This is a genomic window from Halomonas sp. THAF5a, from assembly GCF_009363755.1.
Lineage (GTDB): Bacteria > Pseudomonadota > Gammaproteobacteria > Pseudomonadales > Halomonadaceae > Halomonas.
In genome coordinates this window covers 2,027,147-2,052,338 of record NZ_CP045417.1, presented here as the reverse complement: position 1 = coordinate 2,052,338, position 25,192 = coordinate 2,027,147, and the positions used below count along the sequence as shown (strand labels likewise).

The 25,192-nt window shown below is 68.8% G+C and carries 23 protein-coding genes; 14 read left to right on the top strand and 9 right to left on the bottom strand.

Going from position 1 to position 25,192, the window contains the following annotated elements; genetic code table 11:
- Nucleotides 1-146: 146 nt before the first annotated feature.
- Nucleotides 147-2,681: an ATP-dependent helicase HrpB gene (gene hrpB, locus FIU83_RS09295; RefSeq protein WP_152483797.1), complete on the top strand. Its 2,535-nt coding sequence runs from the start codon at nucleotides 147-149 to the stop codon at nucleotides 2,679-2,681.
- Between the two features lie 16 nt (nucleotides 2,682-2,697).
- On the opposite strand, the gene FIU83_RS09290 is transcribed toward hrpB, so the two are convergent.
- Nucleotides 2,698-5,538, bottom strand: coding sequence for an HAD-IC family P-type ATPase (locus FIU83_RS09290; protein ID WP_152483796.1), 2,841 nt, complete (start codon nucleotides 5,536-5,538; stop codon nucleotides 2,698-2,700).
- Between the two features lie 158 nt (nucleotides 5,539-5,696).
- Between FIU83_RS09290 and FIU83_RS09285 the strand changes: the two genes are divergently transcribed.
- The 3 genes from FIU83_RS09285 to FIU83_RS09275 all read left to right on the top strand — a co-directional run bounded on the left by FIU83_RS09285 (nucleotide 5,697) and on the right by FIU83_RS09275 (nucleotide 7,989).
- A complete protein-coding gene (locus FIU83_RS09285) occupies nucleotides 5,697-6,164 on the top strand; it encodes a YchJ family protein (RefSeq protein ID WP_152483795.1) in 468 nt (155 codons plus the stop codon).
- Between the two features lie 117 nt (nucleotides 6,165-6,281).
- Nucleotides 6,282-7,355 carry a 23S rRNA pseudouridine(2604) synthase RluF gene (rluF, locus tag FIU83_RS09280; protein ID WP_152483794.1) on the top strand — a complete coding sequence of 358 codons (1,074 nt, stop codon included), beginning with the start codon at nucleotides 6,282-6,284 and terminating at the stop codon, nucleotides 7,353-7,355.
- A 34-nt stretch (nucleotides 7,356-7,389) separates the two neighbouring features.
- Complete coding sequence (locus FIU83_RS09275; protein ID WP_152483793.1) at nucleotides 7,390-7,989, top strand: DUF938 domain-containing protein; 600 nt, start codon at nucleotides 7,390-7,392, stop codon at nucleotides 7,987-7,989.
- Between the two features lie 108 nt (nucleotides 7,990-8,097).
- Here FIU83_RS09275 and FIU83_RS09270 read toward each other — a convergent pair whose 3' ends face one another.
- The 7 genes from FIU83_RS09270 to FIU83_RS09240 form a co-directional block, all read right to left on the bottom strand.
- Nucleotides 8,098-8,280: a hypothetical protein gene (locus tag FIU83_RS09270; protein ID WP_152483792.1), complete on the bottom strand. Its 183-nt coding sequence runs from the start codon at nucleotides 8,278-8,280 to the stop codon at nucleotides 8,098-8,100.
- 34 nt (nucleotides 8,281-8,314) lie between these two features.
- Complete coding sequence (locus FIU83_RS09265) at nucleotides 8,315-9,574, bottom strand: TRAP transporter large permease (protein WP_152483791.1); 1,260 nt, start codon at nucleotides 9,572-9,574, stop codon at nucleotides 8,315-8,317.
- Nucleotides 9,571-10,119 carry a TRAP transporter small permease gene (locus FIU83_RS09260; protein WP_253939420.1) on the bottom strand — a complete coding sequence of 183 codons (549 nt, stop codon included), beginning with the start codon at nucleotides 10,117-10,119 and terminating at the stop codon, nucleotides 9,571-9,573. Before FIU83_RS09260 ends, FIU83_RS09265 begins: the two co-directional genes overlap by 4 nt.
- Nucleotides 10,120-11,115 carry a TRAP transporter substrate-binding protein gene (locus FIU83_RS09255; protein WP_152483790.1) on the bottom strand — a complete coding sequence of 332 codons (996 nt, stop codon included), beginning with the start codon at nucleotides 11,113-11,115 and terminating at the stop codon, nucleotides 10,120-10,122.
- Between the two features lie 131 nt (nucleotides 11,116-11,246).
- Nucleotides 11,247-12,095 carry a deoxyribonuclease IV gene (gene nfo, locus FIU83_RS09250; RefSeq protein WP_152483789.1) on the bottom strand — a complete coding sequence of 283 codons (849 nt, stop codon included), beginning with the start codon at nucleotides 12,093-12,095 and terminating at the stop codon, nucleotides 11,247-11,249.
- 115 nt (nucleotides 12,096-12,210) lie between these two features.
- Nucleotides 12,211-12,459, bottom strand: a complete 249-nt coding sequence (locus FIU83_RS09245) for a DUF2188 domain-containing protein (protein ID WP_152483788.1) — start codon at nucleotides 12,457-12,459, stop codon at nucleotides 12,211-12,213.
- Between the two features lie 158 nt (nucleotides 12,460-12,617).
- The gene (locus tag FIU83_RS09240) at nucleotides 12,618-12,866 is read right to left on the bottom strand and encodes a hypothetical protein (protein WP_152483787.1); all 249 of its coding nucleotides are present in this window, start codon (nucleotides 12,864-12,866) and stop codon (nucleotides 12,618-12,620) included.
- Between the two features lie 177 nt (nucleotides 12,867-13,043).
- Here FIU83_RS09240 and FIU83_RS09235 point away from each other — a divergent pair, with 177 nt between their 5' ends.
- The 7 genes from FIU83_RS09235 (at nucleotide 13,044) to FIU83_RS09205 (ending at nucleotide 20,028) form a co-directional block, all read left to right on the top strand.
- The gene (locus FIU83_RS09235; RefSeq protein ID WP_152483786.1) at nucleotides 13,044-14,030 is read left to right on the top strand and encodes a GlxA family transcriptional regulator; all 987 of its coding nucleotides are present in this window, start codon (nucleotides 13,044-13,046) and stop codon (nucleotides 14,028-14,030) included.
- A 154-nt stretch (nucleotides 14,031-14,184) separates the two neighbouring features.
- Nucleotides 14,185-14,478: a hypothetical protein gene (locus FIU83_RS17460; protein WP_172976063.1), complete on the top strand. Its 294-nt coding sequence runs from the start codon at nucleotides 14,185-14,187 to the stop codon at nucleotides 14,476-14,478.
- Nucleotides 14,479-15,280: 802 nt separating this feature from the next.
- A complete protein-coding gene (locus FIU83_RS09225) occupies nucleotides 15,281-16,918 on the top strand; it encodes a BCCT family transporter (protein WP_152483784.1) in 1,638 nt (545 codons plus the stop codon).
- A 99-nt stretch (nucleotides 16,919-17,017) separates the two neighbouring features.
- Nucleotides 17,018-18,403 carry an FAD-binding oxidoreductase gene (locus tag FIU83_RS09220; RefSeq protein ID WP_152483783.1) on the top strand — a complete coding sequence of 462 codons (1,386 nt, stop codon included), beginning with the start codon at nucleotides 17,018-17,020 and terminating at the stop codon, nucleotides 18,401-18,403.
- Nucleotides 18,404-18,462: 59 nt separating this feature from the next.
- A complete protein-coding gene (locus tag FIU83_RS09215; RefSeq protein WP_152483782.1) occupies nucleotides 18,463-18,849 on the top strand; it encodes a nuclear transport factor 2 family protein in 387 nt (128 codons plus the stop codon).
- Nucleotides 18,850-18,997: 148 nt separating this feature from the next.
- Nucleotides 18,998-19,600 (top strand): helix-turn-helix domain-containing protein, encoded by a 603-nt coding sequence (locus FIU83_RS09210; protein WP_152483781.1) that lies wholly within the window; start codon nucleotides 18,998-19,000, stop codon nucleotides 19,598-19,600.
- A gap of 59 nt (nucleotides 19,601-19,659) precedes the next feature.
- Complete coding sequence (locus tag FIU83_RS09205; protein ID WP_172976062.1) at nucleotides 19,660-20,028, top strand: cupin domain-containing protein; 369 nt, start codon at nucleotides 19,660-19,662, stop codon at nucleotides 20,026-20,028.
- A gap of 116 nt (nucleotides 20,029-20,144) precedes the next feature.
- Here FIU83_RS09205 and FIU83_RS09200 read toward each other — a convergent pair whose 3' ends face one another.
- Nucleotides 20,145-21,029 carry a LysR substrate-binding domain-containing protein gene (locus tag FIU83_RS09200; RefSeq protein WP_152483779.1) on the bottom strand — a complete coding sequence of 295 codons (885 nt, stop codon included), beginning with the start codon at nucleotides 21,027-21,029 and terminating at the stop codon, nucleotides 20,145-20,147.
- 105 nt (nucleotides 21,030-21,134) lie between these two features.
- Here FIU83_RS09200 and FIU83_RS09195 point away from each other — a divergent pair, with 105 nt between their 5' ends.
- The 3 genes from FIU83_RS09195 to FIU83_RS09185 all read left to right on the top strand — a co-directional run bounded on the left by FIU83_RS09195 (nucleotide 21,135) and on the right by FIU83_RS09185 (nucleotide 25,158).
- Nucleotides 21,135-22,016 carry a hypothetical protein gene (locus tag FIU83_RS09195; protein WP_152483778.1) on the top strand — a complete coding sequence of 294 codons (882 nt, stop codon included), beginning with the start codon at nucleotides 21,135-21,137 and terminating at the stop codon, nucleotides 22,014-22,016.
- A 76-nt stretch (nucleotides 22,017-22,092) separates the two neighbouring features.
- Nucleotides 22,093-23,376, top strand: a complete 1,284-nt coding sequence (locus FIU83_RS09190; protein ID WP_152483777.1) for a Xaa-Pro peptidase family protein — start codon at nucleotides 22,093-22,095, stop codon at nucleotides 23,374-23,376.
- A 294-nt stretch (nucleotides 23,377-23,670) separates the two neighbouring features.
- The gene (locus tag FIU83_RS09185; protein ID WP_152483776.1) at nucleotides 23,671-25,158 is read left to right on the top strand and encodes a CoA-acylating methylmalonate-semialdehyde dehydrogenase; all 1,488 of its coding nucleotides are present in this window, start codon (nucleotides 23,671-23,673) and stop codon (nucleotides 25,156-25,158) included.
- Nucleotides 25,159-25,192: the final 34 nt, after the last annotated feature.

Below are 25,192 nucleotides of genomic sequence, written 5' to 3'. Positions count from 1 at the left end.
TGACCTATCGGTCAAGTTGCCAGGGTCCAGACTAGTGCCGGCGGCGGACGCCCGCAATCCGGCCGTACGAATCGACTTTCCACGATGCCCGTCGCCCCGCGAAGGCCAGCGGCCCCGGGGCGCGGGCGGTATACCAGAGTGACGGCATGAACCGCGTTGATCCCCCTTCCCACGATGCCCTGCCCATCGAGGCGCGCCTGGACGAGATCCAGGCCTCCCTGGCCGACGGGTCGCGGGCGCTGCTGGTCGCCGAGCCCGGCGCCGGCAAGACCACCCGGGTGCCCCTGGCGCTGCTCGACGCCGACTGGTGCCGCGAGGGCCGGCTCCTGCTGCTGGAGCCGCGGCGGGTGGCGGCGCGGCTGGCCGCCGGCTTCATGGCCGAATCGCTGGGCGAGCGGGTCGGCGAGACGGTGGGCTATCGCATGCGCGGCGAGAGCCGGGTGGGGCCCAGGACCCGCCTCGAGGTGGTCACCCAGGGCGTGCTGACCCGCATGCTCCAGGAGGACCCCATGCTCGAGGGGGTGGCGGGCGTGATCTTCGACGAGTTCCACGAGCGCAGCCTGGAGGCCGACCTGGGGCTCGCCCTGACCCTCGACGCCCAGCAGGGCCTGCGCGACGACCTGCGGCTGCTGGTGATGTCGGCGACCCTGGACGTAGACGCCCTGCTGGGCGTGCTCGGCGAGCAAACGCCGGTGATCGACTGCCCGGGGCGCAGCTTTCCCGTCGAGACTCGCCATCGCCCGCTGCGTCCCCGCGAGGACGCCGCCCGCCAGCAGGCCGCGGCGGTCCTCGAATCACTCGGCGAGGCGCTGGACGAGACGCCCCAGGGTGGCGGCGGGACGGGCGACGCCCTGGTGATCCTGCCCGGGGTGGGGGAGATCCGCCGCCTGGCCCGGGAGCTCGCGGCCCGTGCGCCCGGGCTCGCCGTCATGGAGCTGCACGGCCGTCTGCCGCTGGAGGCCCAGCGGCGCGCCCTGCGCCCCGCCCCCGAGGGGCGGCCGCGGGTGGTGCTCGCCACCGCCATCGCCGAGTCGAGCGTCACCGTGGACGGGGTTCGCCTGGTGATCGACGCCGGCCAGGAGCGGGTGCCCGTCTTCCAGCCCCGCACCGGCCTGACCCGGCTCGAGACCCGCCGCGTCAACCGGGCGAGCGCCGACCAGCGCCGCGGCCGCGCCGGGCGCCAGGGGCCGGGGCGCTGCCTGCGGCTGTGGGCCGAGGAGCAGCCGCTGGTGCCCCACGGCGAGCCGGAGATTCGCCAGGCGGACCTCGCACCGCTGGCCTTCGAGCTGGCGCGCTGGGGCATCACCGAGCCGGGCGAGCTTGCCTGGGTGACGCCGCCGCCCGCCGGGGCGCTGGCGGCCGGACGGGCGCTGCTCGCACGCCTCGGCGTGCTCGACGCCGCCTGTCACCTCACCGCCCTGGGCCGCGCCTGCGTGCGCTGGCCGACCCATCCGCGCCTCGCCGTCATGCTCGAGCGCGCCGCCGAGCTCGACGCCCGGCCGCTGGCCTGCGCCCTGGTGGCGGCCCTGGAGGGGCGCGACCTCGACCAGGAGCGCGACCTGGAACGGGCGCTGGCCGCCCGTCTGGCCGCACCGAAGGACCATCGCCCGTGGCACCGGGAGGCAGAGCGCCTGGCGCGCATCGCCGGCGTCGCGCTCGGCGAGGGCGGCAGGATCGACCTGTCGCCCCTCGGCGAGCTGCTGGCGCTGGCCTATCCCGAGCGTATCGGGCAGCGCCTCGAGCCCGGGCGCTTTCGCCTGGCGGGCGGGACGCTCGCGACCCTGCCCGAGGCGCACCCCCTGGCCCATGCGCCGCTGCTGGTGGCCGCCGAGCTCGACGGCGAGGCGAGCGGGGCGCGCATCTTCCGCGCCGTGGCCCTGGCGCCGGAGCGTCTCGAGGCGCTCTATCCCGAGACTCGTGAGTGGCGGGCGAGCCTCGAGTGGTCCGACGCCCAGGGCCGGATGCTCGGCGAGGAGGTGCGCGGGCTCGACGGCGTGGTGCTCGAGCGCCGGCCGCTCAAGACGCTGCCGCCGGAGGCGGTGAAGGCCGCCCTGCTGGCGGCCCTGCGGCGCCGCGAGCGGCTGCCCTTCGATGAGGAGGCCGAGCAGTTGCGCGGTCGGGTGGCGCTGCTGCGCCGGGCCCTGAATCGGGATGATGACGGCGACAAGGGTGACCACGAGGCGGCCTGGCCGGACTGGTCGATGCCGGCCCTGCGCGAGACCCTGGAGGCGTGGCTCGGGCCCTACCTCGACGGGGTGAGCCGCCTCGACGCGGTGGAGAAGCTGCCGCTGGCCCGCATCCTCCTCGACGCGCTGCCCTGGCCACTGCGTGCGCGCCTCGACGAGCTCGCGCCGTCGCGGCTGGCGGTCCCGAGCGGCGCCCACCACCGGCTCGACTACACCCCGTGCCTCGAGGGCCAGCCGCCGGTGCTCGCGGTCAAGCTGCAGGAGTGCTTCGGCTGGCAGGGCTCGCCACGGGTGGCCGACGGCCGCGAGCCGGTGCTGCTGCACCTGCTCTCGCCGGCGCGGCGGCCGCTGCAGGTCACCGCCGACCTGGCGAGCTTCTGGGCCAACGGCTACCCCGAGGTCCGCCGGGAGATGCGCGGCCGCTACCCCAAGCATCCCTGGCCGGAGGATCCTCTCGCCGCCGAGGCGACCGCCCGGACCAAGCGGCGCGGCTGACCTCGTTTCCGGCGCCTCAGCGCGCCTTGGCGCGCTCCTCCTCCGTTGTAGCCTCCGAGCTAGCCTCCGGCGACGTCCGGTGTCCGTCCGCTTCGCCGTCCGTGTCGCCGGGCGCGAGGCCGCCATACGCCCCGGCGTGGCGGCGGCGGTAGAGGCAGCGCCGGAGGCCCTTCTCCAGCTCCACCGCCAGGAAGATCGCCACGGCCACGGCGAGGATCGCCAGCCAGTGGGAAAGCCCCAGGGCGGCGCCACCGAACACCCGCTGCAGGAACGGCAGGTAGGTCCAGCCGAGCTGCAGGAGCATCACCAGGCCGATGGCGAGCCACACCGGACGGCTGCCGAAGAGCCCCCGGAGGGAGAGGCTGCTGCGGTGCAGGAAGCGGCTGTTGAGCAGGTAGGCCGCGCAGCCGACGACCAGCACGTTGACCGCCCCGGACCGGGCCAGCGCGAGGCTCTCGCCCTGGTCGTGGACCAGCCACGAGAAGATCCCGAACACCCCGAGCAGCAGCAGGAGCGAGACGAACACCACCCGCCACAGCAGGAAGAGGTCGAGCAGCGGTGCCCCCGGGTCACGGGGGCGGCGGCGCATCAGGTCGCGCTCGCCGGGCTCGAAGGCCAGCGCCAGGCCGAGGGTCACCGCGACCACCATGTTGACCCACAGCGCCTGCAGCGGCGTGACCGGCAGCACCTGCCCGGCCAGCACGGCGATCAGGATGGCGAGCCCCTGGGCGCCGTTGGTGGGCAGCAGGAAGGTGATGGTCTTGCGGATGTTGTCGTAGACCTTACGCCCCTCGCGGATGGCGCCGACGATGGTGGCGAAGTTGTCGTCGGCGAGCACCATCTCGGCGGCCTCCTTGGCTGCCTCCGTGCCCTGCACGCCCATGGCCACGCCCACGTCGGCGCGCTTGAGGGCCGGCCCGTCGTTGACGCCGTCGCCGGTCATGGCGCAGACGCCGCCCCGGGCCTGCATGGCGGTGACCAGGCGCAGCTTGTGCTCCGGGGAGGCGCGGGCATAGACGTCGACGTCGAGGATCACCGCCTCGAGCTCGGCGTCGGACATCGCCTCGATCTCGCGCCCGGAGAGCGCCCGCTCGGTATGGCGAAAGCCGAGCCGGCGGGCGATGGCGAGGGCGGTGACGGCATGGTCGCCGGTCACCATCACCGGACGGATGCCGGCGGCGAGGCAGTTCGTGACTGCCGCCACGGCCTCGTCCCGGGGTGGGTCCTCGAGCCCCACCAGCCCCAGCAGCACCAGGCCGTCCTCGGCGTGTTCGTCGGTCAGCGCCTCGATCTCGCCGGCCGGCTTCTCGGCCAGGGCCAGCACGCGAAGCCCCTGGGCCGAGAGCGCGTGGAGGTGCGCCCGCCAGGCCTCGCGATCGAGGGCGACGTCGCCGGACGCCGTGCGCACCCGATGGCAGCGCTCCAGCAGGCGGTCCGGCGCGCCCTTGACCAGCAGCCACGGCTCGCCGTCCATCGCGTGGAGGGTGGCCATGTACTGGCGCTCGGACTCGAAGGGGATGGCGTCGTGGCGGTCGTGCCGGTCGCGCAGCTTGCCGGCGGCGAGACCGGCCTTGGCGGCGGCCACCACCAGGGCGCCCTCGGTGGGATCGCCGTGGATCCGCCAGCGGCCCTCGTCCCGGGCGACCTCGGCGTCGTTGCAGAGCACGCCGACCGCGAGGAAGTGGCGCAGGGCCGGGTGGTCGTCGAGGTCGAGAGGCGCCTCGAGGGTCTCGCCGTCGCGCACCTCGTGCAGGCTCCCCTCGGGGGCGAAGCCGCTGCCGGCGAGGCGGAATTCGGCCTCGGCCAGGCGGATCGCCCGGGCGGTCATCTCGTTGCGGGTCAGGGTGCCGGTCTTGTCGGAGAAGATGGTGGAGATCGCGCCCAGGGTCTCCACGGCGGGCAGCCGCCGGATGATGGCGTGCCGGCGCGCCATGGCCTGGACCCCCAGCGCCAGGCCGATGGTGACGATCGCCGGCATGCCCTCCGGGATGGCGGCCACGGCCAGCCCCACGGCGGCCATGAACATCGCGCCGAGGGGCTCGCCATGCACCAGCACCCCGAAGGCCGCGGTCAGCACCGCCAGCGCCGTGATGATCACCCCGAGGACACGGCCGGCGCGGTCGAGCTGGCGCAGCAGCGGCGTGCGCAGCGTCTCGACCCCGCGCAGCAGTTCGGAGATGCGCCCGATCTCGGTGTCCTCGCCGGTAGCCACCACCAGCCCCCGGGCGCTGCCCTGGACCACCAGGGTGCCGGCGAAGGCCATGGAGCCGCGCTCGGCCAGCTCGCATGCCTCGTCGACCGGCTCGCTCGCCTTGTCCACCGGGGTCGACTCCCCGGTCAGCGCCGCCTCCTCGTGGCGCAGCCGTCTGGCCTCGAGCAGGCGCAGGTCGGCGGGCACCCTATCGCCGCTCTCCAGCAGCACGATGTCGCCGGGCACCAGCGCCTCGGCGTCGATCTCGTGGCGGTGGCCGTCGCGCACCACCTGGGCGCGGGGCGAGAGCATGTCGCGGATGCGTTCCAGCGCCTGCTCGGCCTTGCCCTCCTGGAGAAAGCCGATCAGCGCGATGATCAGCACCACCCCGGCGATGGCCGCGGCGTCGAGCCCATGGCCAAGCCCGAGGCTCGCCGCCGCGGCGACCACCAGGATTAGCATCAGCAGGTTGTTGAACTGCGCCACCAGGCGCCGCCAGGCGGGCCGCCCCTGGCCCTGCTGGAGCCGGTTCGGCCCGTATCGTGCCAGGCGCTCGCGGGCGGCGGCCTGCGATAGTCCGTCCGGCGTGGCGTCGAGCGCCGTCAGGGCCGCCTCGGGCGAGAGGGCGTGCCAGGGGCGGTCCTGGGCGGGGGCGTGGCGGCGCATCCGTGTCCTCCTTGCGTCGGCATGGGGGGATGATGCCGACAGGTGTACCACACGCCGTGCGGCCCTGCGGTGATCGCGATCAAGGGTCGCGGTCGTCGCGGGGCGGGAACCGCGCCGCCCGACATGGCACAATGGCGCCCTTTCACGGGAGACTCGCCATGACCGCCACCCGGCCCCCCGATACACACTGCCCCTGCGGCAGCGGCCACTCCCTCGCCGCCTGCTGCGGCCGCTATCATCGCAACGAGCCGGCGCCGAGCCCCGAGGCGCTGATGCGTTCGCGCTACAGCGCCTTCGCCCTCGAGCTCACCGACTACCTCCTGGAGACCTGGCATTCGAGCACCCGGCCCTCGAGCCTGCCGGGCGACGACGCCACCCGCTGGCGGCGCCTGGAGATCCTCGATCATGAAGGAGAGGGCGATCGCGGCCGGGTGCACTTTCGTGCCACCTTCCAGGAGGGCCGGCGCTGGGGCGTGCTGGAGGAGGCCTCGCGCTTCGTGAAGGAGGCGGGGCGCTGGCGCTACCTCGACGGCGAGCCCTCGGTGAGCCGGCTCAAGCCCGGCCGCAACGACGCCTGCCCCTGCGGCAGCGGGCGCAAGTTCAAGGCCTGCTGCGGCCTTCGCTGAGCGTCACGGTCCAGTCGACCGGCTGGCCGCCGGGCGAGGCAGCCCTTACACTGCCCGGCCAGCGGCCGTGTCGTCTCGGCCTTCACCCTTCATCCTCCCACGCCCGGTAGTGATCCCATGGCCCAAGAACTCTCGAAGCGCATCAACAAGTACATCCGCGAGAGCGGGATGTGCTCCCGACGGGATGCGGACCGCTACATCGAGCAGGGCAACGTCACCATCGACGGCCGGCGCGCCACCTCCGGCGACCAGGTCTATCCGGGCAGCGTGGTCAAGGTCAACGGCCAGGTGGTCGAACCCCTGGAGGAGGAGGACCTGGTCTTCATCGCCCTGAACAAGCCGGTCGGCATCGTCAGCACCACCGAGTCCAGCGAGAAGGCCAACATCGTCGACTTCGTCAATCACGGCGCGCGCATCTTCCCCATCGGCCGCCTGGACAAGGACTCCCAGGGCCTGATCTTCCTGACCAACAACGGCGATCTCGTGAACCGCATCCTGCGGGCGAGCAACCATCACGAGAAGGAGTACCTGGTCACCGTCGACAAGCCCATCACCGATGACTTCCTCGCGGGGATGGGCGGCGGCGTGCGCATCCTCGGCCAGACCACCAAGCCGTGCCGGGTGGTCAGGGAGTCGCGGTACGTCTTCAACATCACCCTGGTGCAGGGGTTGAACCGCCAGATCCGCCGCATGTGCGAGGTGTTCGGCTATGAGGTGGTGAAGCTCGAGCGCGTCCGCATCATGAACGTCACGCTCAAGGGCCTGGCGCTGGGCGACTGGCGCGATCTGACCCAGGACGAGGTGGCGACGATCCTGGCCGAGACCGAGCACTCGACGTCCCAGGCCGAGGCGCCGGCGAACGCCAGGAAACAGGCGACGCCCGGGAAGCAGGCGACGCCCAAGGCCAAGGCCAAGCCCACGGGCAAGCCGGCCGGCCAGGGCGCCAAGCGCGGCGCCGCGGCCCGGAAAGGCGCGCCCGCCAAGCCCGGAGCCGGAAAAGCGGGAGCCGGCAAGGGCAAAGCGCCGGCCAAGGGCGCCAAGGCCGCCGGCAAGGCGCCGCCCCGCCAGGCCAAGGGCGGCAAGCCGGCGCCCGGCGGTCGCAAGGGCAAGGGCGCGTCCCAGTCGGGCCGCGCGACCGGCCAGCGCCAGAAGCCCGGCAACGCGGCGCGCAAGGCCCGGGCCAAGAAGTGACCGCCGGCCGGCGCTCCATGAACAGGAGACCGTGATGAGCGACGAACGACGCCACAGCCCCGCGGCGGCGCGCAACCGCCAGCCGATCCTCGAGGTGCTGCAGGAGGTGCTGCCGGAACGCGCCCGGGTGCTCGAGGTGGCGAGCGGCAGCGGCGAGCACGCCGTCCACTTCGCCGGGGCGATGCCGGGCTGGACCTGGCAGCCGAGCGACCCGAGCCCCCAGGCGTGCCGCTCCATCGAGGCCTGGCGGGCCCACGCGGGGCTCGCCAACCTGCTGCCGCCTCTGGCGCTGGATCTGACCGAGGGCTGCCCGGCCGGTCCGGTGGAGGTCGTGGTGGCGATCAACCTGCTGCACATCGCGCCCTGGACGGTCGGCGAAGCGCTGCTCGAGGGCGCCGAACGGTGCCTGCCCGCCGGCGGCACGCTCTTCCTCTACGGCCCCTTCATCCGTCGGGGGCGGCCCACGGCCCCCAGCAACGCCGCCTTCGACGCCGAGCTTCGCCAACGCGACCCGCGCTTCGGCCTGCGCGAGCTGGAGACGGTCGTCGAGGCGGCCGAGGCGCGCGGCCTCGGGCTCGAGCAACTGGTGGAGATGCCCGCCAACAACCTGAGCCTGGTCTTGCGCCGCGCCTAGCGGCGGGTTCTTACCCAACCCTCTCGCCGGCGCCTCTGCCCAGGCGTCTTACCATGCGTCTCACCAGGCGCTCCGCCGCGGCCTGGCGCCGGGCACTCGCCGCAGGCGCTAGCGGGGCGGCTCGCCCGGTATCCGATACTGCACGCCCTGGGCCTCGCGCTCCTCGGGCGTCATGGTCGTGTCCTCGGCGGGCACGCCCCACACGGTCTCCTGGCGGCCGTCCTCCCAGGTGTAGGTGGTGCAGCCGCCCAGCATGGCGAGGGCGACGGTCGCGATGAGCAGTCTGGGCATCGAGGGCTCCTTGGGATGGGGCGTGCCGGCTCTCCTAGCCGGAGAGGCCGAGCAGGATCGGGACATAGACCACCAGCAGCAGCACCGCGACCAGGCTCAGCAGGTAGGGCACGATGGCGCGGGTGATGCGCTCCAGCGGCAGCTGGGTGACCGAGGACGCCACGTAGAGGTTGATCGCCACCGGCGGGGTGATCATGCCGATGGCGAGTCCCATGACGATGATCAGACCGAAGTGGATCGGGTCGATGCCGAGCTGGGTGACCAGCGGCAGCAGCACCGGCGTCAGGATGATCAGGGCGCTGGCGGTCTCGATGAACACTCCGGTGAGCAGGATCACCGCCACCACCAGCAGCATGATCACCAGCGGGTCGGTGGAGAGTGACAGCACCGCCTGGGCGATGGCGCCGGGGACCTGCCAGCTGGAGAGGGTCCAGCTGAGCACCGCCGAGGTGGCGATCACCAGCATGATCACCGAGGTGGTGATCGCCGAGCGGATCAGGATGCGATAGACGTCCTTGAATCCGAGGTCGCGATAGATGAACAGTGACACCATCAGCGCATAGTTGACCGCCACCACTGCCGCTTCGCTGGGGGTGAAGATGCCGGAGAAGATGCCGCCGAGGATGATCACCGGCGTCGCCAGCCCCCAGCTGGCGCTCCTGAAGGTGTGCCAGAGGGTCGACGCCGAGAGCGCGGCACCGCGCGGGTACTGGCGGCGATAGGCCTGGACGATGGCGATGGCCGCCAGGCCAAGGCCCATGGCGATGCCGGGCAGGATGCCGCTCAGGAACAGCGTCGAGACCGACTGCTGGGCGATCACGGCGTAGATGATCATCGGCACCGAGGGCGGGATCACCACGCCGATGGTGCCGCTGGCGGCGATCAGGCTGGCTGCCGAGGCGGGCTCGTAGCCCTTCTTGCGCAGCTCCGGCACCAGGCTCGAGCCCACGGCGGCGGTGGTCGCCGCGCCGGAGCCGGAGATGGCGGCGAAGAACATGCCGGCTCCCACCGAGACGATGGAGAGCCCGCCCTTCAAGAAGCCGAACAGCGCATCGGCGAAGGCCACCAGCTTCTCGCTGACCTTGCCCTGGGCCATCAGGTCGCCGGCGAGGATGAACATCGGCACCGCCACCAGGGCGAAGGAGTTGATGCCCTGGAACATCTGCTGGGTGACCACCATCAACGGCGTGCCCTGGGCCTGGAGCGCCACCAGGGTGCTGGCGCCGATGGCCAGGGCGACCGGCACGCCGAGCAGCATGAAGACGAAGAACAGCACGAAGAGCAGGGCGGTCATGCCGGAGGGTCCTCGGGAGAACGGGGTGCGGCGTCAGCGCCGCCGGGAAGGATCAGGCCGACCAGGTCGATCGCGGCGTACCAGGCCATCAGGGCGGCACAGAGCGGCATCACGGCGTAGACCCAGGTCATGGAGAGACGCAGCGAGGCCGACTTCTGGAAGCTCTGCACCTGCATGTACTCCCAGCCGATGCTCACCAGGGCGATCATGAAGCCGAGCACCACCAGCGACGCGGCGATGCGGGCGAGTCGTGCGAGACGGCCGGGCAGGGCATCGACCAGGAAGGTCACGGCGATATGGCGGCCACGCTGGAAGGCCAGCGTGGCGCCGAGGAAGGTGATCCAGACCAGCAGGAAACGGGCCACCTCCTCGGTCCAGCCCACCGCCTGGAAGAACACCCGCGAGACGATCTGCAGCGTGATCACCCCGATCAGCGCCGCCATGCCCGCGAAGACCACGGGGCGCAGGGCGGCGTCGATGAGGCGCTCGGTGCGGTGCAGGAACGACAGCGCGGCGGTCAGCACGGACTGGAGCGGACGAGACACTTACTTCAGTGCCTCCTGGATGCGCGGCAGGTAGTCGCCGAACTGCTCGCCGTACTGGGCGTAGACCGGCGCCACGGCCTCCTGGAAGGCCGCGAGATCGGGCGCTTCGACGATCTGCATGCCGGCCTCGCGCAGCGCCGCCAGCTGTTCGGCGGCCATCTCGGCGTTGACGCGCCGCTCGTGTTCGGCGGCCTCCTGGGCGGCCTCGTCGATCACCGCCTGGGCCGCCTCGGGCAGCTGGCCCCAGGCCGGCATGCCCATGACGAAGATCGCCGGGGCGTAGGTGTGGCGCGACAGGGTCATGTGGTCCTGGGTCTCGTTGAGCTTGAACGAGTGGATCACGTTGATCGGGTTCTCCTGGCCGTCGATGGTGCCCTGTTGCATGGCGGTCAGTGCCTCGGTCCAGGCCATGGGGATGGCGTTGGCGCCGAGTTCACGGAAGGTGTCGACGTAGACCGGGTTCTCCATCACGCGGATGCGCAGCCCGTCGAGGTCCTCGGGCGCGGTCACGGGGCGCTCGCTGTTGGTCAGGTTGCGAAAGCCGCGCTCGGCGTAGGCCAGGCCCTTGAGGTTGACGTCGGCGAGCTTGTCGAGGAGCTCCTGGCCGATCGGGCCGTCGAGCACTGCGTAGGCCGCCTCCGGGGAGGGGAAGAGGAAGGGCAGCTCGAAGACCGCCATCTCCTCGACGAAGTTGGCCACCGGCCCGTTGGTGATGACGCCCATGTCCACGGCCCCGATCTGCATCGCCTCGAGGAGGGTGCGCTCGTCGCCCAGGGTGGCGTTGGGGTAGAGCTCGATGTCCACCTTGCCCTCGGTGCGCGCTTCCACCAGTTCCTCGAACTTCTCGGCGGCGATGTGGAAGCCGTCCTGCTCGTTGACCACGTGGGCCAGGCGCAGGGTGACCGGGTTCATGTCGTCGAAATTGGCGGCCTGGGCGCCGGCGGCCATCGCCAGCGAGACGGAGAGGGCCAGCGTGGCGCGTGCAAAACCTTTCATTATCATTTTTCCTTGATGAGTCAGTCGCTTGCCGAGCATGCCCGAGGCCGCTGTCGGGGGTCAACTGGAAGGCTCCCGGGCCCCGCTCGTCTCGGGCGGTGAAGGGGCCGGCGGCGACCGGCCAATGCCGCTCAGCGGCTCGCCTGCTGGCGGCGAAGCCAGGCGATCTCCTCGGCCCAGAGCGAGGGGTCGATGGTTTCGAGGATCATGGGAATGCCGTCGATGCGCGGGTCGCGCATCAGGGTGGTGAAGGCGGCCAGGCCGATGTTGCCCTGGCCCAGGCTGTGGTGGCGATCCACCCGGCTGCCGAACGCGCTCTTGGCATCGTTCAGGTGCATGCCGCGCAGGTAGTCGAGGCCCACCACCCGGTCGAGCTCGTCGAGGGTAGCGGTGCAGGCCTCGGCGGTGCGCAGGTCGTAGCCGGCGGCGAAGGCGTGGCAGGTGTCGATGCAGATGCCGACGCGCGTCTTGTCGTCGACCTGGTCGATGATCTCGGCGAGGTGCTCGAAGCGCCAGCCGAGGTTGCTGCCTTGCCCCGCGGTGTTCTCGATGACCGCGGTGACGCCCGAGGTCTCGGCGAGCACCCGATTGATCGATTCGGCGATGCGGGCGAGGCAGTCGCCCTCGCTGATCCTTCGCAGGTGGCTGCCGGGGTGGAAGTTGAGCAGGGTGAGCCCGAGCTGTTCGCAGCGGCGACACTCGTCGAGGAAGGCGGCGCGCGACTTGGCGAGCCCCTCGGCCTCGGGGTGGCCGAGGTTGATCAGGTAGCTGTCGTGGGGAAGGATCTGCCCCGGGCCGAAGCCGTGCCGATCACAGGCCGCCCGAAAGGCCTCGATGGTCGCGTCGTCCAGCGGCTTGGCTCGCCACTGCCGCTGGTTCTTGGTGAACAGGGCGAAGGCGTCGGCGCCGATCGCCACGGCCCGCGCCACCGCCTTGTCGACCCCGCCCGCCGCGCTGACGTGAGCGCCGAGATAGTTCATGGGGATGCCCTTCGCCGTCTGGATCAGTGATGCATGACGCAGAGGAATCTACCGCAGCGCGCCATGGCGGGGCATGGCCGGATGCCGATCCACCAGCGAGGAAGAGCGAAGCGCCTCAGCGGCGCGGGGGCGAACGCCGACGACGCGCCTTGGGGCGGTCCGTTGTGGCGTGGTCGGAGGAGGTCCGGGACCCGTTCTTGTGATGGATGATCAGCACCGTCTGCTGATTGAAGCTGACCTGGCGGCCGTAGGCCTCGGCGGCTGTCTTGGTGGCGAAATGGCGGCTGGCGCGCTGGCTGCCGTGCCGATGGACGCTCCAGCCCCCCTTGGGGTTGGGGGTCACGTGATGCGTCGATGAAGGCATGAAATTCGTCCCTCCTGGGCGGTAGGGCTACCGAATGGGCACAACGTTCAGTATAGCCCTCCCCGGGGACGCGAGCGGAGGGAAGGGTTGGGCACGCGGGGTCTCGCGCGTCACGCGTTTGCCTCTCGACGACATCGTCCATACGCGCGCGGCGCCGCCTAGACGAAGTCGGAATCCTGGGTGCGCACGGTGAGCGTCTCCTCCTCCCCGGGCACCGTCACGGCGAATTCGCCGCCGCCCAGGTGAGTGACGGCGTGGCCCTCGCGGGTGCGGAAGGCGGGCAGGTCGCCGCCGGCCGCGCCGGCGTGCTGCAGGTCGGTGAGGTCGCGGACGCTGACGAACACGTCGATGAAGTACTCGTTGCCGGCCTCGTCGAAGGCCAGGATGGTGCGTTCATGGTCGGACACGGCGACGCCTCGCATCGGGATGTGTGTCGTCCAGTCTAGCCGCCCGGCGGCTGGCGAGGCGAGGGGAGGGCCTCGTGTTCCCACGCGTACGGCGAGTATCCTCGTCGCCGTGGACACCACATGCCGGTGGGCCTCACGCTATGGATGGAAGACCGATCGCTCGAAAGGAGTCGTTGCTTGCGTCTGGACTACCAAGGGCTGCTGCCCGAAGCCGTCGGCTTCCTGCTGCTGCCGCGCTTCTCGATGATGGCCTTCTTCTCGGCCGTCGAGCCGCTGCGCATCGCCAACCGCATCGCCGCGCGGCCGCTCTTCGACTGGCAGCTGATCAGCGAGGACGGTGCCCCGGTCACCGCCTCCAACGGCATGACGCTGCTGGCCGACCGCGCCATCGGCGACGTGCACCACCTGCCGTCGCTGGCGGTGTGCAGCGGCTTTGGCCCGGAAGACACCCTGAGCCGCCCGCTGATGGCCTGGCTGCACCGCCTGGACCAGGCCGGCTGTGCGCTGGGCGGCCTCGACACCGGCGGCTTCCTGCTGGCCGAGGCGGGCCTGCTGGAGGGCGAGCGAGTCACCCTGCACTGGGAGAGCCTGCCGGCCTTCCAGGAGCGCTTCCCGTCCATCGAGACCTCCGACGAGCTCTTCGAGCTCGGCACCCGGCGCTTCTCCTGCGCCGGCGGCACGGCGGCCATGGACATGGCACTGGAGGTGATCGCCCTCCGGCACGGCTCGCGCCTGGCCATCGACGTCTCGGAACAGCTGATCCACGAGCGGATCCGCACCCGGCGCGACCAGCAGCGCATGTCGCTGGCCCGCCGTCTCGGGGTGCACCATCGCCGGTTGGTCGAGGCCGTGGCGCTGATGGAGCGCCACCTCGAGTCGCCGCTGACCCTCGCCGAGGTCGCCCGCCGCAGCGGGGTGTCGCCGCGCCAGCTGCAGCGCCTCTTCGAGCAGCATCTCGACAGCCCCCCCCGCGCCTGGTACCTGAAGCTGCGCCTCGAACGCGCCCGCCACCTGCTGGTCGACACCGACATGGAGGTGCTCTCGGTGGGGCTGGCCTGTGGCTTCGGCTCTGGCTCCAGCTTCGCCCGCGCCTTCAAGGCGCACTTCGGCGTCTCGCCGCGGGTGGCGCGTCGCCAGATGGTGCACGGCGGAGGGGAACCCTGACCGGTGGCGTTCCGTCGCCGTGGCCGCCTGGACGGCGCGGTGCCTCACTTCAACGGGGCTTGCGTCATGTCGAATAATTGAATAGGTTGTGTATAGCATTCGTAAAGGACGTTGAATGCGCTATGTACCATTCACTGGAAGAGAGGTACCTCCCATGAAACGCATCACGCTTACCGCATCGGCCCTGACGCTTGCCATGATGTTGTCGGGCGCCGCCCTGGCGGAGCATCACGAAGAGAGCATGGCCGAACCGACCGGCGTCGACTCCGCCAACCAGGTCAGCGATGGCACGGCCGAGGGCGACGGCATGCTCGAGGATGGCAGCGTCGTCGAAGAGGGCGGCGTCGACAGCGCCAACGAGGTCGAGGCCGAGAGCCCGGATGACGCCTCTTTGGACGACGGCGAAGTCGCCCCGGACAGCGGCGTGGACTCGGCCAGCCAGGAGTAATCCTCGGCTCGTCCGCACCGAACATCACCCCCGGCCTCGCCGGGGGTGTTTCGTTTTCGCTGAACGCTATGCCCCTCACGGGGAGTAGCCCCGCCACGCCCGGGCCTTCCCCAGCACGTCCTTCCTCACCCCGTGTCGGGTGACCACGCCGTCATTCACGACTCGTCACGACTCCGCTACACGCCATGCCCCGGCGGGGGCGATCGCTCCCGGTGTGGCCTCGCCTCGGCCACGCGGGCCGCCGCCCGGGTGCGCCGCACGCCGGGTCTCCCCGCCTGTGTTTCTAGCCGATCCGGTGGCCATGCCAGGGCCCCGGCGCGAGAGGCATGGGTGGGGCATCGCCCAAGGGGAGTGGTGACAACCTTGATATGAAAAAAACAGTAATTTTTTCATTGACGAGAAAAGCAGTGGTGCTACATTCATTTATGTGATGATCATCACCTCAGGCCAATGGGCCACAACAACCATAACGAGCTGTATCGAGGACCATCGCCATGCCTTTCCTCCCTCTCCCCAGGATGACACCTCCGACGCCGGCACCTCTCGGGCCAGGCATCGAATTCCCCGGTGTCGATGACACGGCCGAACCATCGGCCCGCCGCGATGGCATGGCCGTTGGCGTGCCAGTGAGCCGTTAGGGGATCCCGCTGCGGTAACGCCAGCCGCTTCGATGCGTACCCATCCGCTGCATCAATGACGTGATGTCCCGGTTCGATCCGTGGGTCGAGTGACGACCCGTTGGCGATCCGTGGGCTCCGTCCCGCGATGTTGGGCGGCAAGAGATCTTGCGAAGGATAAGTCGATGAACGAACAACTCATAAATAGCGTCGAGCGCTATCCATCGGGTCGCCTGACGACTCGTCTATTTGGTGACTACGATCACTCGCTTTTCTGGCCGGTATTGTCGATCTATACCGCGATCATGCTGTGCGCGCTGCTCTTCCCGGAACATATCGGTGAAGCGCTGTCGTCTACCCGAGATTTCCTGATCTTCAACTTCGGCTGGAGTTTCCTGCTGGGCATGGGGGCGGCGTTGCTGTTCTGCCTGTACCTGGTCATCAGCCCGTTCGGTGACCTGAAGCTGGGCGCGGACGATGAAGTGCCGGAGTTCTCCTACGGGGCCTGGATCTCGATGCTCTTCAGTTGTGGCTTCGGCATCGGGTTCGTGTTCTTCAGCGTGGCCGAACCGCTGACGCACCTGTACCAGTCATCCCATGTGGTCGACATGGGCGCGACGGGGGAGGCCGCCGGCGTCGCCAAGGCAGTCCAGCTCACCCTGCTGGATTGGGGCATGCACGGCTGGGCGGTGTTTGCCATCGCGGCCTGGGCCATCGCATTTCCGGCCTACCGACTGGGGTTGCCCCTCACCGTGGCCACCGGTCTCTACGGCATCCTCGGGGAACGCTGCAACAGCAGCCTGTGGGGGCGCCTGGCCAACGCGCTCGGCATCATTGGCACCATTGGCGGCAATGCCACGATGATCGGACTCGGCGTGGCCTCCATCAGCTATGGCCTGAACACGCTCTTCGGGCTCGACCTGGGCCCGGTGGGCCAGGCGCTGGTCATGCTGGTGGTCATCATTGCCTACGTGATTTCGGCGGCCACGGGGGTCGAGCGCGGCATCAAGTTTCTCAGCCAGGCCAACATGGTCATGGCCGGTAGCGTTCTCTTGGTGCTGCTCTTCTTCGGTCATGCGCCGACCCAGTATCTCCTGAACCTCGGGACGCAGCAGATCGGTGACTATTTCGGTGACGTCTTCGCCCTGCAGTTCTGGAGCGATGCCGGCAACTTCGAGCAGCGCGACTGGCTCGGCTGGTGGGTCGTGTTCTACTGGCTGTGGTACATCTCCTATATTCCGTTCTGCGGCGGCTTTATCGCCCGTATCTCCAAGGGGCGCACCCTTCGCGAGTTCATCGTCGGTGTGATCCTGGTGCCCATGCTGTTGGCGATCGGCTGGTTCAGCATCTGGGGCGGCTCTGCGGGCTTCGTCGAAGTGACCGGTATCGCCCCCCTGTGGGAAAGCGTTCAGGAAAAGCCCGAGTCCGGCATCTATGCACTGCTCGAGAGCATGCCGGGAGGCTGGTGGTTAAGCCTTGTCGTGCTCTTCAACATCATCATCTTTGCCGTGACCACGTCTGACTCCGCGTCCTTCTTCGCCGCCATGCAGGTCTCCAATGGCGAGGAAAATCCGCGGGTGTCCATGCGTCTCCTGTGGGGTGTGGTCATAGGCTTTACAGGGATCATGTTTCAGCTCACCGGCGGCTTCGATGCCATCCGAAGCCTCGCCATCGTCGTGGGCGCACCCTTCTTCTTCGTGGGCATCGCCTACATGTTCTCGGTCTATCGCATGCTCAAGTCGGCGAAGAAGGGCGGTGTGAAGAACAGTGAAATAGGCGATTTCTCGAGAGGGCTGGCATCGCATATCAAGTCGAGCAGCTAGTCCCATGATGACGATCTAACGACACCGGAAGCACGCTAAAGCCAACGCCCGGGGGCATCGTCCGCCATCGGATGACACCCCGGGCACCAGAGAGAGTGAATGAATCCCATGTCTGCATTTCAGCCCTACTATCCGCACTATGATCCTCTGCATAGCGATCTGCCCGGGCAGGGCATGGACTATGCGCCGAGCTACTGGCGCTACCATGCCGGAGAGCCGCCCGAGGATGACGGTCCCGTCAGCGCCGATATGGACGTGGACGTCGTCCTGATCGGCGGGGGCTTTACTGGCCTGGCCACGGCGCTGTTTCTCGCTCGCGAGTACGGCATCAAGGCGACCGTCCTGGAGGCCAATCAGATCGGCTGGGGGTGCACCAGCCGCAATGGAGGTCAGGGACACCTGGCCTGGGGGCGCCTGAGCCGGAGCCAGTGGGTCAAGAAATGGGGCGCGGATACCGCGCGCCGCCTGCACGCCAACACCCTGGAGGGTTTCGAGGTCTTTCAGTCCATGGCCGAGGATCCCGAGATCGACTGCGAGCCCCAGAATCACGGCAACCTGCTCGTTGCCCATAGTCCTCAGGCACTGAAGGGACTTGAGGCAGAGTCTCGGCTCTGCCACGACGTGCTCGGTTACAAGACGCGGGTGCTGGATCGCGACACGGTGCTCAATGAGTACATCGGCGACCAGGAGAGTGTCGGTGCCCTACTGGAGCCGGTGGGGATCGCCGTCCAGCCGTTGAAGCTGGCCTATGGCTACGCCCGTCTCGCGCGCAAGCTGGGGGCCCGGATTCATACGGCAAGCCCGGTGCAGAACTGGACGACGGAAGGGGGCATCCATCACTTGCAGACCCCGGGGGGCGTGGTGCGGGCGCGGGCCGTCGGCATTGCTACCGCCGGCTATACCAGCCCGAACCTGCACAAGCTCACGGCCTACCGCAACATGCCGATCATGGCCAACTCGGTCTGGACGCGGACCCTGACGGACGAGGAGATCGACGCGTGCGGTTTCCGCTCCACCATGATCGTCACCGACACCCGGAAGTTGCGGTACTACTACCGCTTCTTGCCCGAGAAACGGCTTCAGATCGGCACCCGTAGCGCCATCAGCGGCGCCGATGCGCAGAACCCCAAGCACCTGAAGGTCGTCCATGACGCCATCGCGCGCAAGTTCCCGGCCCTGGCAGGCATCGAGACGCCCTGGTTCTCCCATGGGTGGATGGATATTTCCCACGACATGATGCCGCGTATCGTGCAGCCCGATGCGTCCCAGCAGATCTTCTATGCCCAGGGATACAGCGGCAACGGCGTTGCTTTCTCCGCCTACGCCTCGAAGAAACTGGCGGCGCTGATCGCTGGCGACAAGATTCCGGAGTCCGACCTTCCCATCTTCAGCTCGCCGCTGCCTGCACACCCCTTGCGGCCGATTCGTCGCATGGGGCAGAGGGCGCTGTACAAGTATTTCCAGGTGCTGGACACCGTGCGTTGATGGCCTGTGGCCAGCAAGGCAGACAATCACCCAACCCGATTGGCAAGAGGAGTAGCACTATGAACGGCATGAGCCATGACACCCTGAACGCCATGTTCGACGCCTTCAACCGTCACGACATCGAGGCGGTCATGTCATATTTCGCGGATGATATCGTGTTCGATACCGTCTCGGGGTCGGAGGCGCATGGCACCCGGATCGAGGGTCGTGAGGCCGTCAGGGCCGCGTTCGAGAACACCTGGGGCACCCAGCCGGATGTTCAATGGCTGAATGGGACCCATTACTTTGCCGATGAACGTGTGGTGTCGGAATCGACCTTCGTCGCCACACAGCCCGACGGTAAGCGTGTTGAAGCCGATAGCGTCGACCTGTTTACGGTGCGCGATGGCAAGATCGTGCGCAAGCAGGCCTTTCGCAAGCAGCGCCCGCCCTTCGATCCGGCCTGATGCAAGCCGCCCCGGGCGCCTCGCTCGACCGGGGCGCCTGTCATGGCACCCATCGGCGACCGATGGCGGCGTCCATCGGGCGGTGTTTCGGTATCCCGCGTTCTGATACTCTTTTTCGGTATGATTCTCCGCCATTCGAGTGCCCGAGATGCCTGACGAAAGCGTGAACAAGGCAGCCAATGCCGATCCCGATGACCTGCGCCTCGGGCGTCAGATTCGTGACCTGCGAAAGGCCAAGCGCATCACGCTGGCCAGTCTGGCCAAAGAGGTCAACAAGTCTGTCGGGTACTTGAGTCAGGTCGAACGAGGGGTGTCGTCATTGCCCATTGGCGTCTTGCAGGCCATCAGCCATGCGCTTGGGGTGCGGGTCAGCTGGTTCTTCCAGCCCGAGGGCAGTGCCGAGAACGGCGAGCACGACTATATCGTGCGGGCTGATCACCGCCGTGCCATGGCATTTTCCGGCATCGGTGCGCGGGAAGAACTGCTCTCTCCGCGCCTGAGCGGCCAGCTGTTGCTGATCATGACGCGGCTCGAACCCGGCGGCGGCGGCGGGGAAGTCCCGCGGCAGCGCAACGGGGAAGAGGCGGGTTACGTCGAGGCCGGCACCCTGGAATTGACCATCGGCGAGCAGACATTCGTGCTCGAAACGGGTGACAGCTTCTCGCTGTCGGGGGATACCCCTCACTGGATCTACAACCCGGGTGACACCGAGACCCGAGTCATCTGGGTCATGACCGGCGTCGAATACTGATTCGCCCCGCGGGGCGTGCTTTTCATCTCATGAGTGATCAAGACATCAAGGAAAACAACATGACCAATGCCAGCATCGTGACCCTCGGAACCTCCGAGCCCACTTCGCGCAAGTCCGCGCCCAAGCAGAACCCCAAGTCTGGCGAGCCCTTCGCCAAGAACGTGACTTATTTCGAGCATGATTCCGGGAACTTCAACTCCGGCACCTGGGAGTGCACCGCGGGCAGTTGGGAGCACAACCATCCGAAGCTCGAGTTCTGCTATATCACCGAGGGCAGCGTGAAGATCATCGAGGAAGAGAGCGGCGTGACCCATGAGTATGCCAAGGGGGATGCCTTTATCGTTCCGAAGGGCACGCGTGTCACCTGGGTGGTCGATGAGTACGCCAAGAAGATCTTCGTCTCGGCCGCCCATCTCGAGAGCGAATGACCGGGCCCGGCGCTCGCCGCCAACGCCATCAACGCCGTTCGCTCGGCGCATGGCACCGTCGAGTGCCGGAACCTTAGCGGGGCGCCATCCCCCGGGCGCCCCCAGCGTCACCTTCCTCAGCCTTCGCCGCTCACGTACTCGAGGGATTCCAGCGAGTCGGTGCCGGTGACGATCGCCTCCAGCTCGTCGCAGAAGGCGGTGAAGGCGTCGCTGGAGGCGCCCGGCGTGCGGTGCAGCTCGATCTCGACGTACCCGAGCCCCGGCAGGCCCTCGTCGTCGCCGACGATGCGACAGCCCTCGGGGATGCTGCGCGGCGTCTTCACCGTGACCGCTAGCCCGGCCTGGACCGGCAGGTTGATGCCGGTGGGCGACTGGCTGGCGTAGCGCACGTCCCAGCGCCGATCCGAGGCGCCCAGCGCCGCGAAGGCGTGGGCGCGGAAGGTGCAGCCCTCGGGGTTGAGCGCCAGCGGAAGCGTCTCCCACTCGTCGATCCTGCGGTCCTCGGCCACCACCCAGACCATCTGCTCGCGCCCCAGCAGCCGTCCGGTGTGGGTGGGGCCGTGGCGCACCACCAGGGCGGCGTCCAGCAGTCCCTCCTGGAAGTCGTTCACCAGCGAACCGCTGATGCCGCACATCACCTCCAGGCGTACCTCGGGGAAGCGCGCCGAGAAGCGCGGCAGCAGCTCCGGCAGGTAGGTGCTGGCCTGCTCCTCCGAGGTGCCCAGGCGAATCAGCTCGCCCTGGCGATCCACCCCCATCACCTGGCGGGCCTCGTCCTGCAGCTTGAGGATGTGCCGGGCGTAGGGCAGCATGCGGCCCCCCGGCGTGGTCAGTACCACGCTGCGGCTGGTGCGCTCGAAGAGCATCTCGCCCATCTGATCCTCGAGGCGCTTGATCTGCAGGCTGACCGCGGACTGGGTGCGGTGCAGCACCTTGCCGGCGGCGCTGAAGCCTTCGCACTCGGCCACCGTGACGAAGGCGCGAAGCAGGTCGGTGTCCATGATCTATGAGCCCTTGCAATGTATTTTATCTGAACCATTCATTTCTATTATTAAACTCGGCTGACTACCCTGTCTAGACGTTATGAATCAGGCAGGAGATCCGCCATGCAAGACGCCCTCATCCAGGAAGACGACGCCTCACTTCACGGCCTGATCGATCTGGAGCGCTACCCGATCCACGATCTCGACGGCGCGCGCGGCCGCGAGATGATCGCCGAGTGTCGCCGCCAGCTCGGCCATGATGGCTGCGTGGTGCTCAAGGGCTTCGTGCCCGACGAGGCGCTGGCACGGCTGGAGCGCGAGACCGAGCGGCTCTCGCCCGAGGCGCACTACAACCAGACCGAGACCAACCCCTACAACAGCGCCGGCGACCCGAGCCTGCCGGCGAGCCACCCGATGAACCGCTTCGACGACCGCACCAACGGTTTCGTCGCCGGCGACCGCATCGATGACGACACCATCATCCGCCGGGTCTACCAGCATGCGGGCTTCCAGCGCTTCATCGCCGACGTGGTGGGGGAGAAGGAGATCCACCCCTACGCCGATCCGCTGGCAGGGCTCGTCATCAACGTGCTGCGCGAGGGCTGCCAGCATCCCTGGCACTACGATACCAACGAGTTCATCGTCACCATGATGACCCGCCAGTCCCACGGCGGCGGCCGCTTCGAGTACGCGCCCGGCATCCGCAGTCCCGAGGGCGAGAACTTCGACGAGGTCGAACGGGTGATCGACGGCGACCGCTCAAGGCTCAAGTCGCTGGACCTCCAGCCCGGCGACCTGCAGGTCTTCTTCGGCCGCTACTCGCTGCATCGGGTCACCCCGGTGGAGGGCGACAAGGAGCGCCACACGGTGATCTTCGCCTACGCCAAGGAGCCGGGCTTCATCGGCCGCCCCGAGCGCGCCCAGCGCATCTTCGGCCGCATGGCCCCCGTCCATGAGCGCCTGCTCGAGGAGGGCATGGAGCGCAGCGACGCCCTGGCCGACTGAGTCCGTCTTCCGCGTCGCCGGCCAGCCGGCGGCGCCGCCTTTGAGCCCTCGCCCCTTTCCCAGAAGAGACCCTGACATGAGCATCGTCGATTTCGAGAAGCTGACCGACCACGAGCCGGACCATATCCCGGTGATCCCCTCGGCCCCCATGGCCAACGGCGACAGCATCCCCACCGCCTGCGATCCGAAGCAGCTGCGCGCCGGGCGCCTCGAGCGCCTGCGCGCCATGATGGCCGAGCAGGGCTACGCCGCGGTGGTGCTGTTCGACCCCTACAACCAGCGCTACGCCACCGGCTCGCGCAACATGTTCGGCTACTTCCTGCGCAACTCCACGCGCTACATCTACGTGCCGCTGGACGGCCCGGTGATCCTCTTCGAGTACCCGGGCAGCGCCCACGTCTCGACCTGGCTCGAGACCATCGACGAGTCGCGCACCTCCAAGGTGGTGTGGTCGGCGGTCAACCAGCGCGACAACCTGTCCTCTGATCCCTTCGGCATCGAGATCGCCGAGCTGATGGAGGAGCACGGCCGCGGCAACAGGAAGATCGGCCTGGATCGCTGCGCGCTGAACCTTGCGCGCTCCCTGGAGGCCCAGGGCCTGGAGGTCTTCGACTGCATGCAGGACACCCTGCACTGCCGGCGCATCAAGACCCCTGAGGAGATCGCCTGCCTCGCCCAGTCCATGGCCGGCGCCGAGGCCGCCGTGGCCGAGGTGGAGGCCGCCATCAAGCCCGGCGTCACCGAGAACGACCTTTTCGCCACCATGTACGGCAACATCATCAAGCAGGGCGGCGAGTTCATCGAGACGCGCCTGCTCTCGTCGGGCCCGCGCACCAACCCCTGGTTCAACGAGGCGAGCGACCGGGTGATCCGCCCCGGCGAGCTGGTCGCGCTGGACACCGATACCATCGGCTGCCACGGCTACTACTCCGACTTCTCGCGTACCTTCCACGTTGGCCCGGGCAAGCCCAGCGCCTACCAGAAGAGCCTCTATCGCATGGCCTACGACCAGGTGCACCACAACATGGGCATCCTCAAACCGGGCATGAGCTACCGCGAGATCGCCGAGCAGGCGTGGAAGATTCCCGAGCGCTTCCTCGATCGCCGCTATCCGTCGATCATCCACGGCGTGGGCATGCACGGCGAGACGCCACTGGTCGCCCACCACATGGACTTCGACCGCTTCTCCAAGGACGGCATCCTCGAGCCCGGCATGGTCGTCTCCGTGGAGAGCTACATCGGCGAGGTCGGCGCCGCCGACGGCGTCAAGCTGGAGGAGGAGGTGCTGGTCACCGAAACCGGCATCGAGAAGCTGTCGCGCTACCCGTTCGACGAGGCGCTGCTCGACCGGGAGGTCTGACAGCTTCCGCTTGGCTCGATGAGCGCCGGGGACAAGGCGAAGCGAGGGTCTTTTGCCATGGGTGAGGAGCACGGCTCCGAACGGGCTGGCCATGGATGGCCAGCACAGGACCTGCAAGCGAAGCGGGACGCGAAAGCGCCGCAGGGCAAAAGTAGCGCCCAGGGAGGGGCTTACAGCGCCCTCGCGATGGTCCGGCACTCCGGGGCTTGTTGCCGGCACAGCTCATTGTTCCCTGATGAAATACGTTCCGAAGACGCCACCGCCCGTCTTCCCGAATCATCGAAGAGAGACCCCATGACAGACGTGAACCACTGGATCGCCGGCGACCGCGTGGCCGGCGAGCGCAGCATCGACGTGTTCAACCCGGCGACCGGCGAGGCGATCCGCCGCGTCGCCCTGGGCGACACGGCCACCGTGGAGCGCGCCATCGCCGCCGCCCGCGAGGCGCAGCCGGCCTGGCGGGACCTGCCGCCGGCCAAGCGCGCCCAGGTGATGTTCCGCTTCAAGATGCTGCTCGAGCGCGACGCGGACGAGATCTGCCGCCTGGTCGCCGAGGAGCACGGCAAGGTGCTCGAGGACGCCATGGGCGAGCTCAAGCGCGGCATCGAGAACGTCGAGTATGCCTGCGGCGTGCCGGAGCTGCTCAAGGGCGAGTACTCCCACAACGCCGGCCCCGGCATCGACACCTGGTCCAACCACCAGCCGCTCGGCATCGTCGCCGGCATCACGCCGTTCAACTTCCCGGCCATGGTGCCGCTGTGGATGTACCCCATGGCGATCGCCTGCGGCAACGCCTTCATCCTCAAGCCCTCCGAGCAGGTGCCCTCGGCCGCCATCAAGATGGCCGAGTTGCTCGACGAGGCGGGCCTGCCGCGGGGCATCTTCAACGTGGTGCACGGCGACCGCGAGGCCGTGGAGGCGCTGATCGATGCGCCCGGCGTGAAGGCGCTGTCGTTCGTCGGCTCCACCCCGGTGGCCAAGTCGATCTATCGTCGCGGCGCCGAGAACGGCAAGCGCGTGCAGGCCCTGGGCGGGGCCAAGAACCACGCCATCGTGCTGCCCGATGCGGATCTGGAAAACGCCGCCAGCACCCTGATCGGGGCGGCCTTCGGCAGCGCCGGCGAGCGCTGCATGGCGATCTCGGTGGCGGTCTGCGTGGGCGACGAGACCGCCGACGCCCTGGTCGGCAAGCTCGCCAGCGAGGCACGTACCCTGAAGATCGGCCCCGGCACCGAGCAGGGGCTGGACATGGGGGCGCTGGTCAACGCCGCCCATCGCGACAAGGTCGCCGGCTACATCGAACAGGGCGTGGCCGCCGGGGCGGAGCTTGTCGTCGACGGCCGCAGCCACCCGCTGGTCGAGCAGTCGCCGGGCTACTTCCTCGGTGCCAGCCTGTTCGACCGGGTGACCCCGGAGATGGGCATCTACCGCGACGAGATCTTCGGCCCGGTGCTCTGCGTGGTGCGCGTCGACTCCTACGAGGAAGCCATCGCGCTGATCAACGCCCACCAGTACGGCAACGGCACCTGCGTGTTCACCCGCGACGGCGAGGCCGCGCGCCGCTTCGCCGATGCCATCGAGGTCGGCATGGTCGGCATCAACGTGCCGCTGCCCGTGCCGGTGGCCTTCCACAGCTTCGGCGGCTGGAAGGAATCGCTGTTCGGCGACCTGCACGCCTACGGCCCCGATGCGGTGCGCTTCTACACCCGCCGCAAGGCCGTCTCCCAGCGCTGGCCCGAGCGCAGCGCCCAGGAGAGCGCGCAGTTCAGCTTCCCTTCCTGAGCGCGCTGATCGGCCGATAGCGGCCCAGCACCAC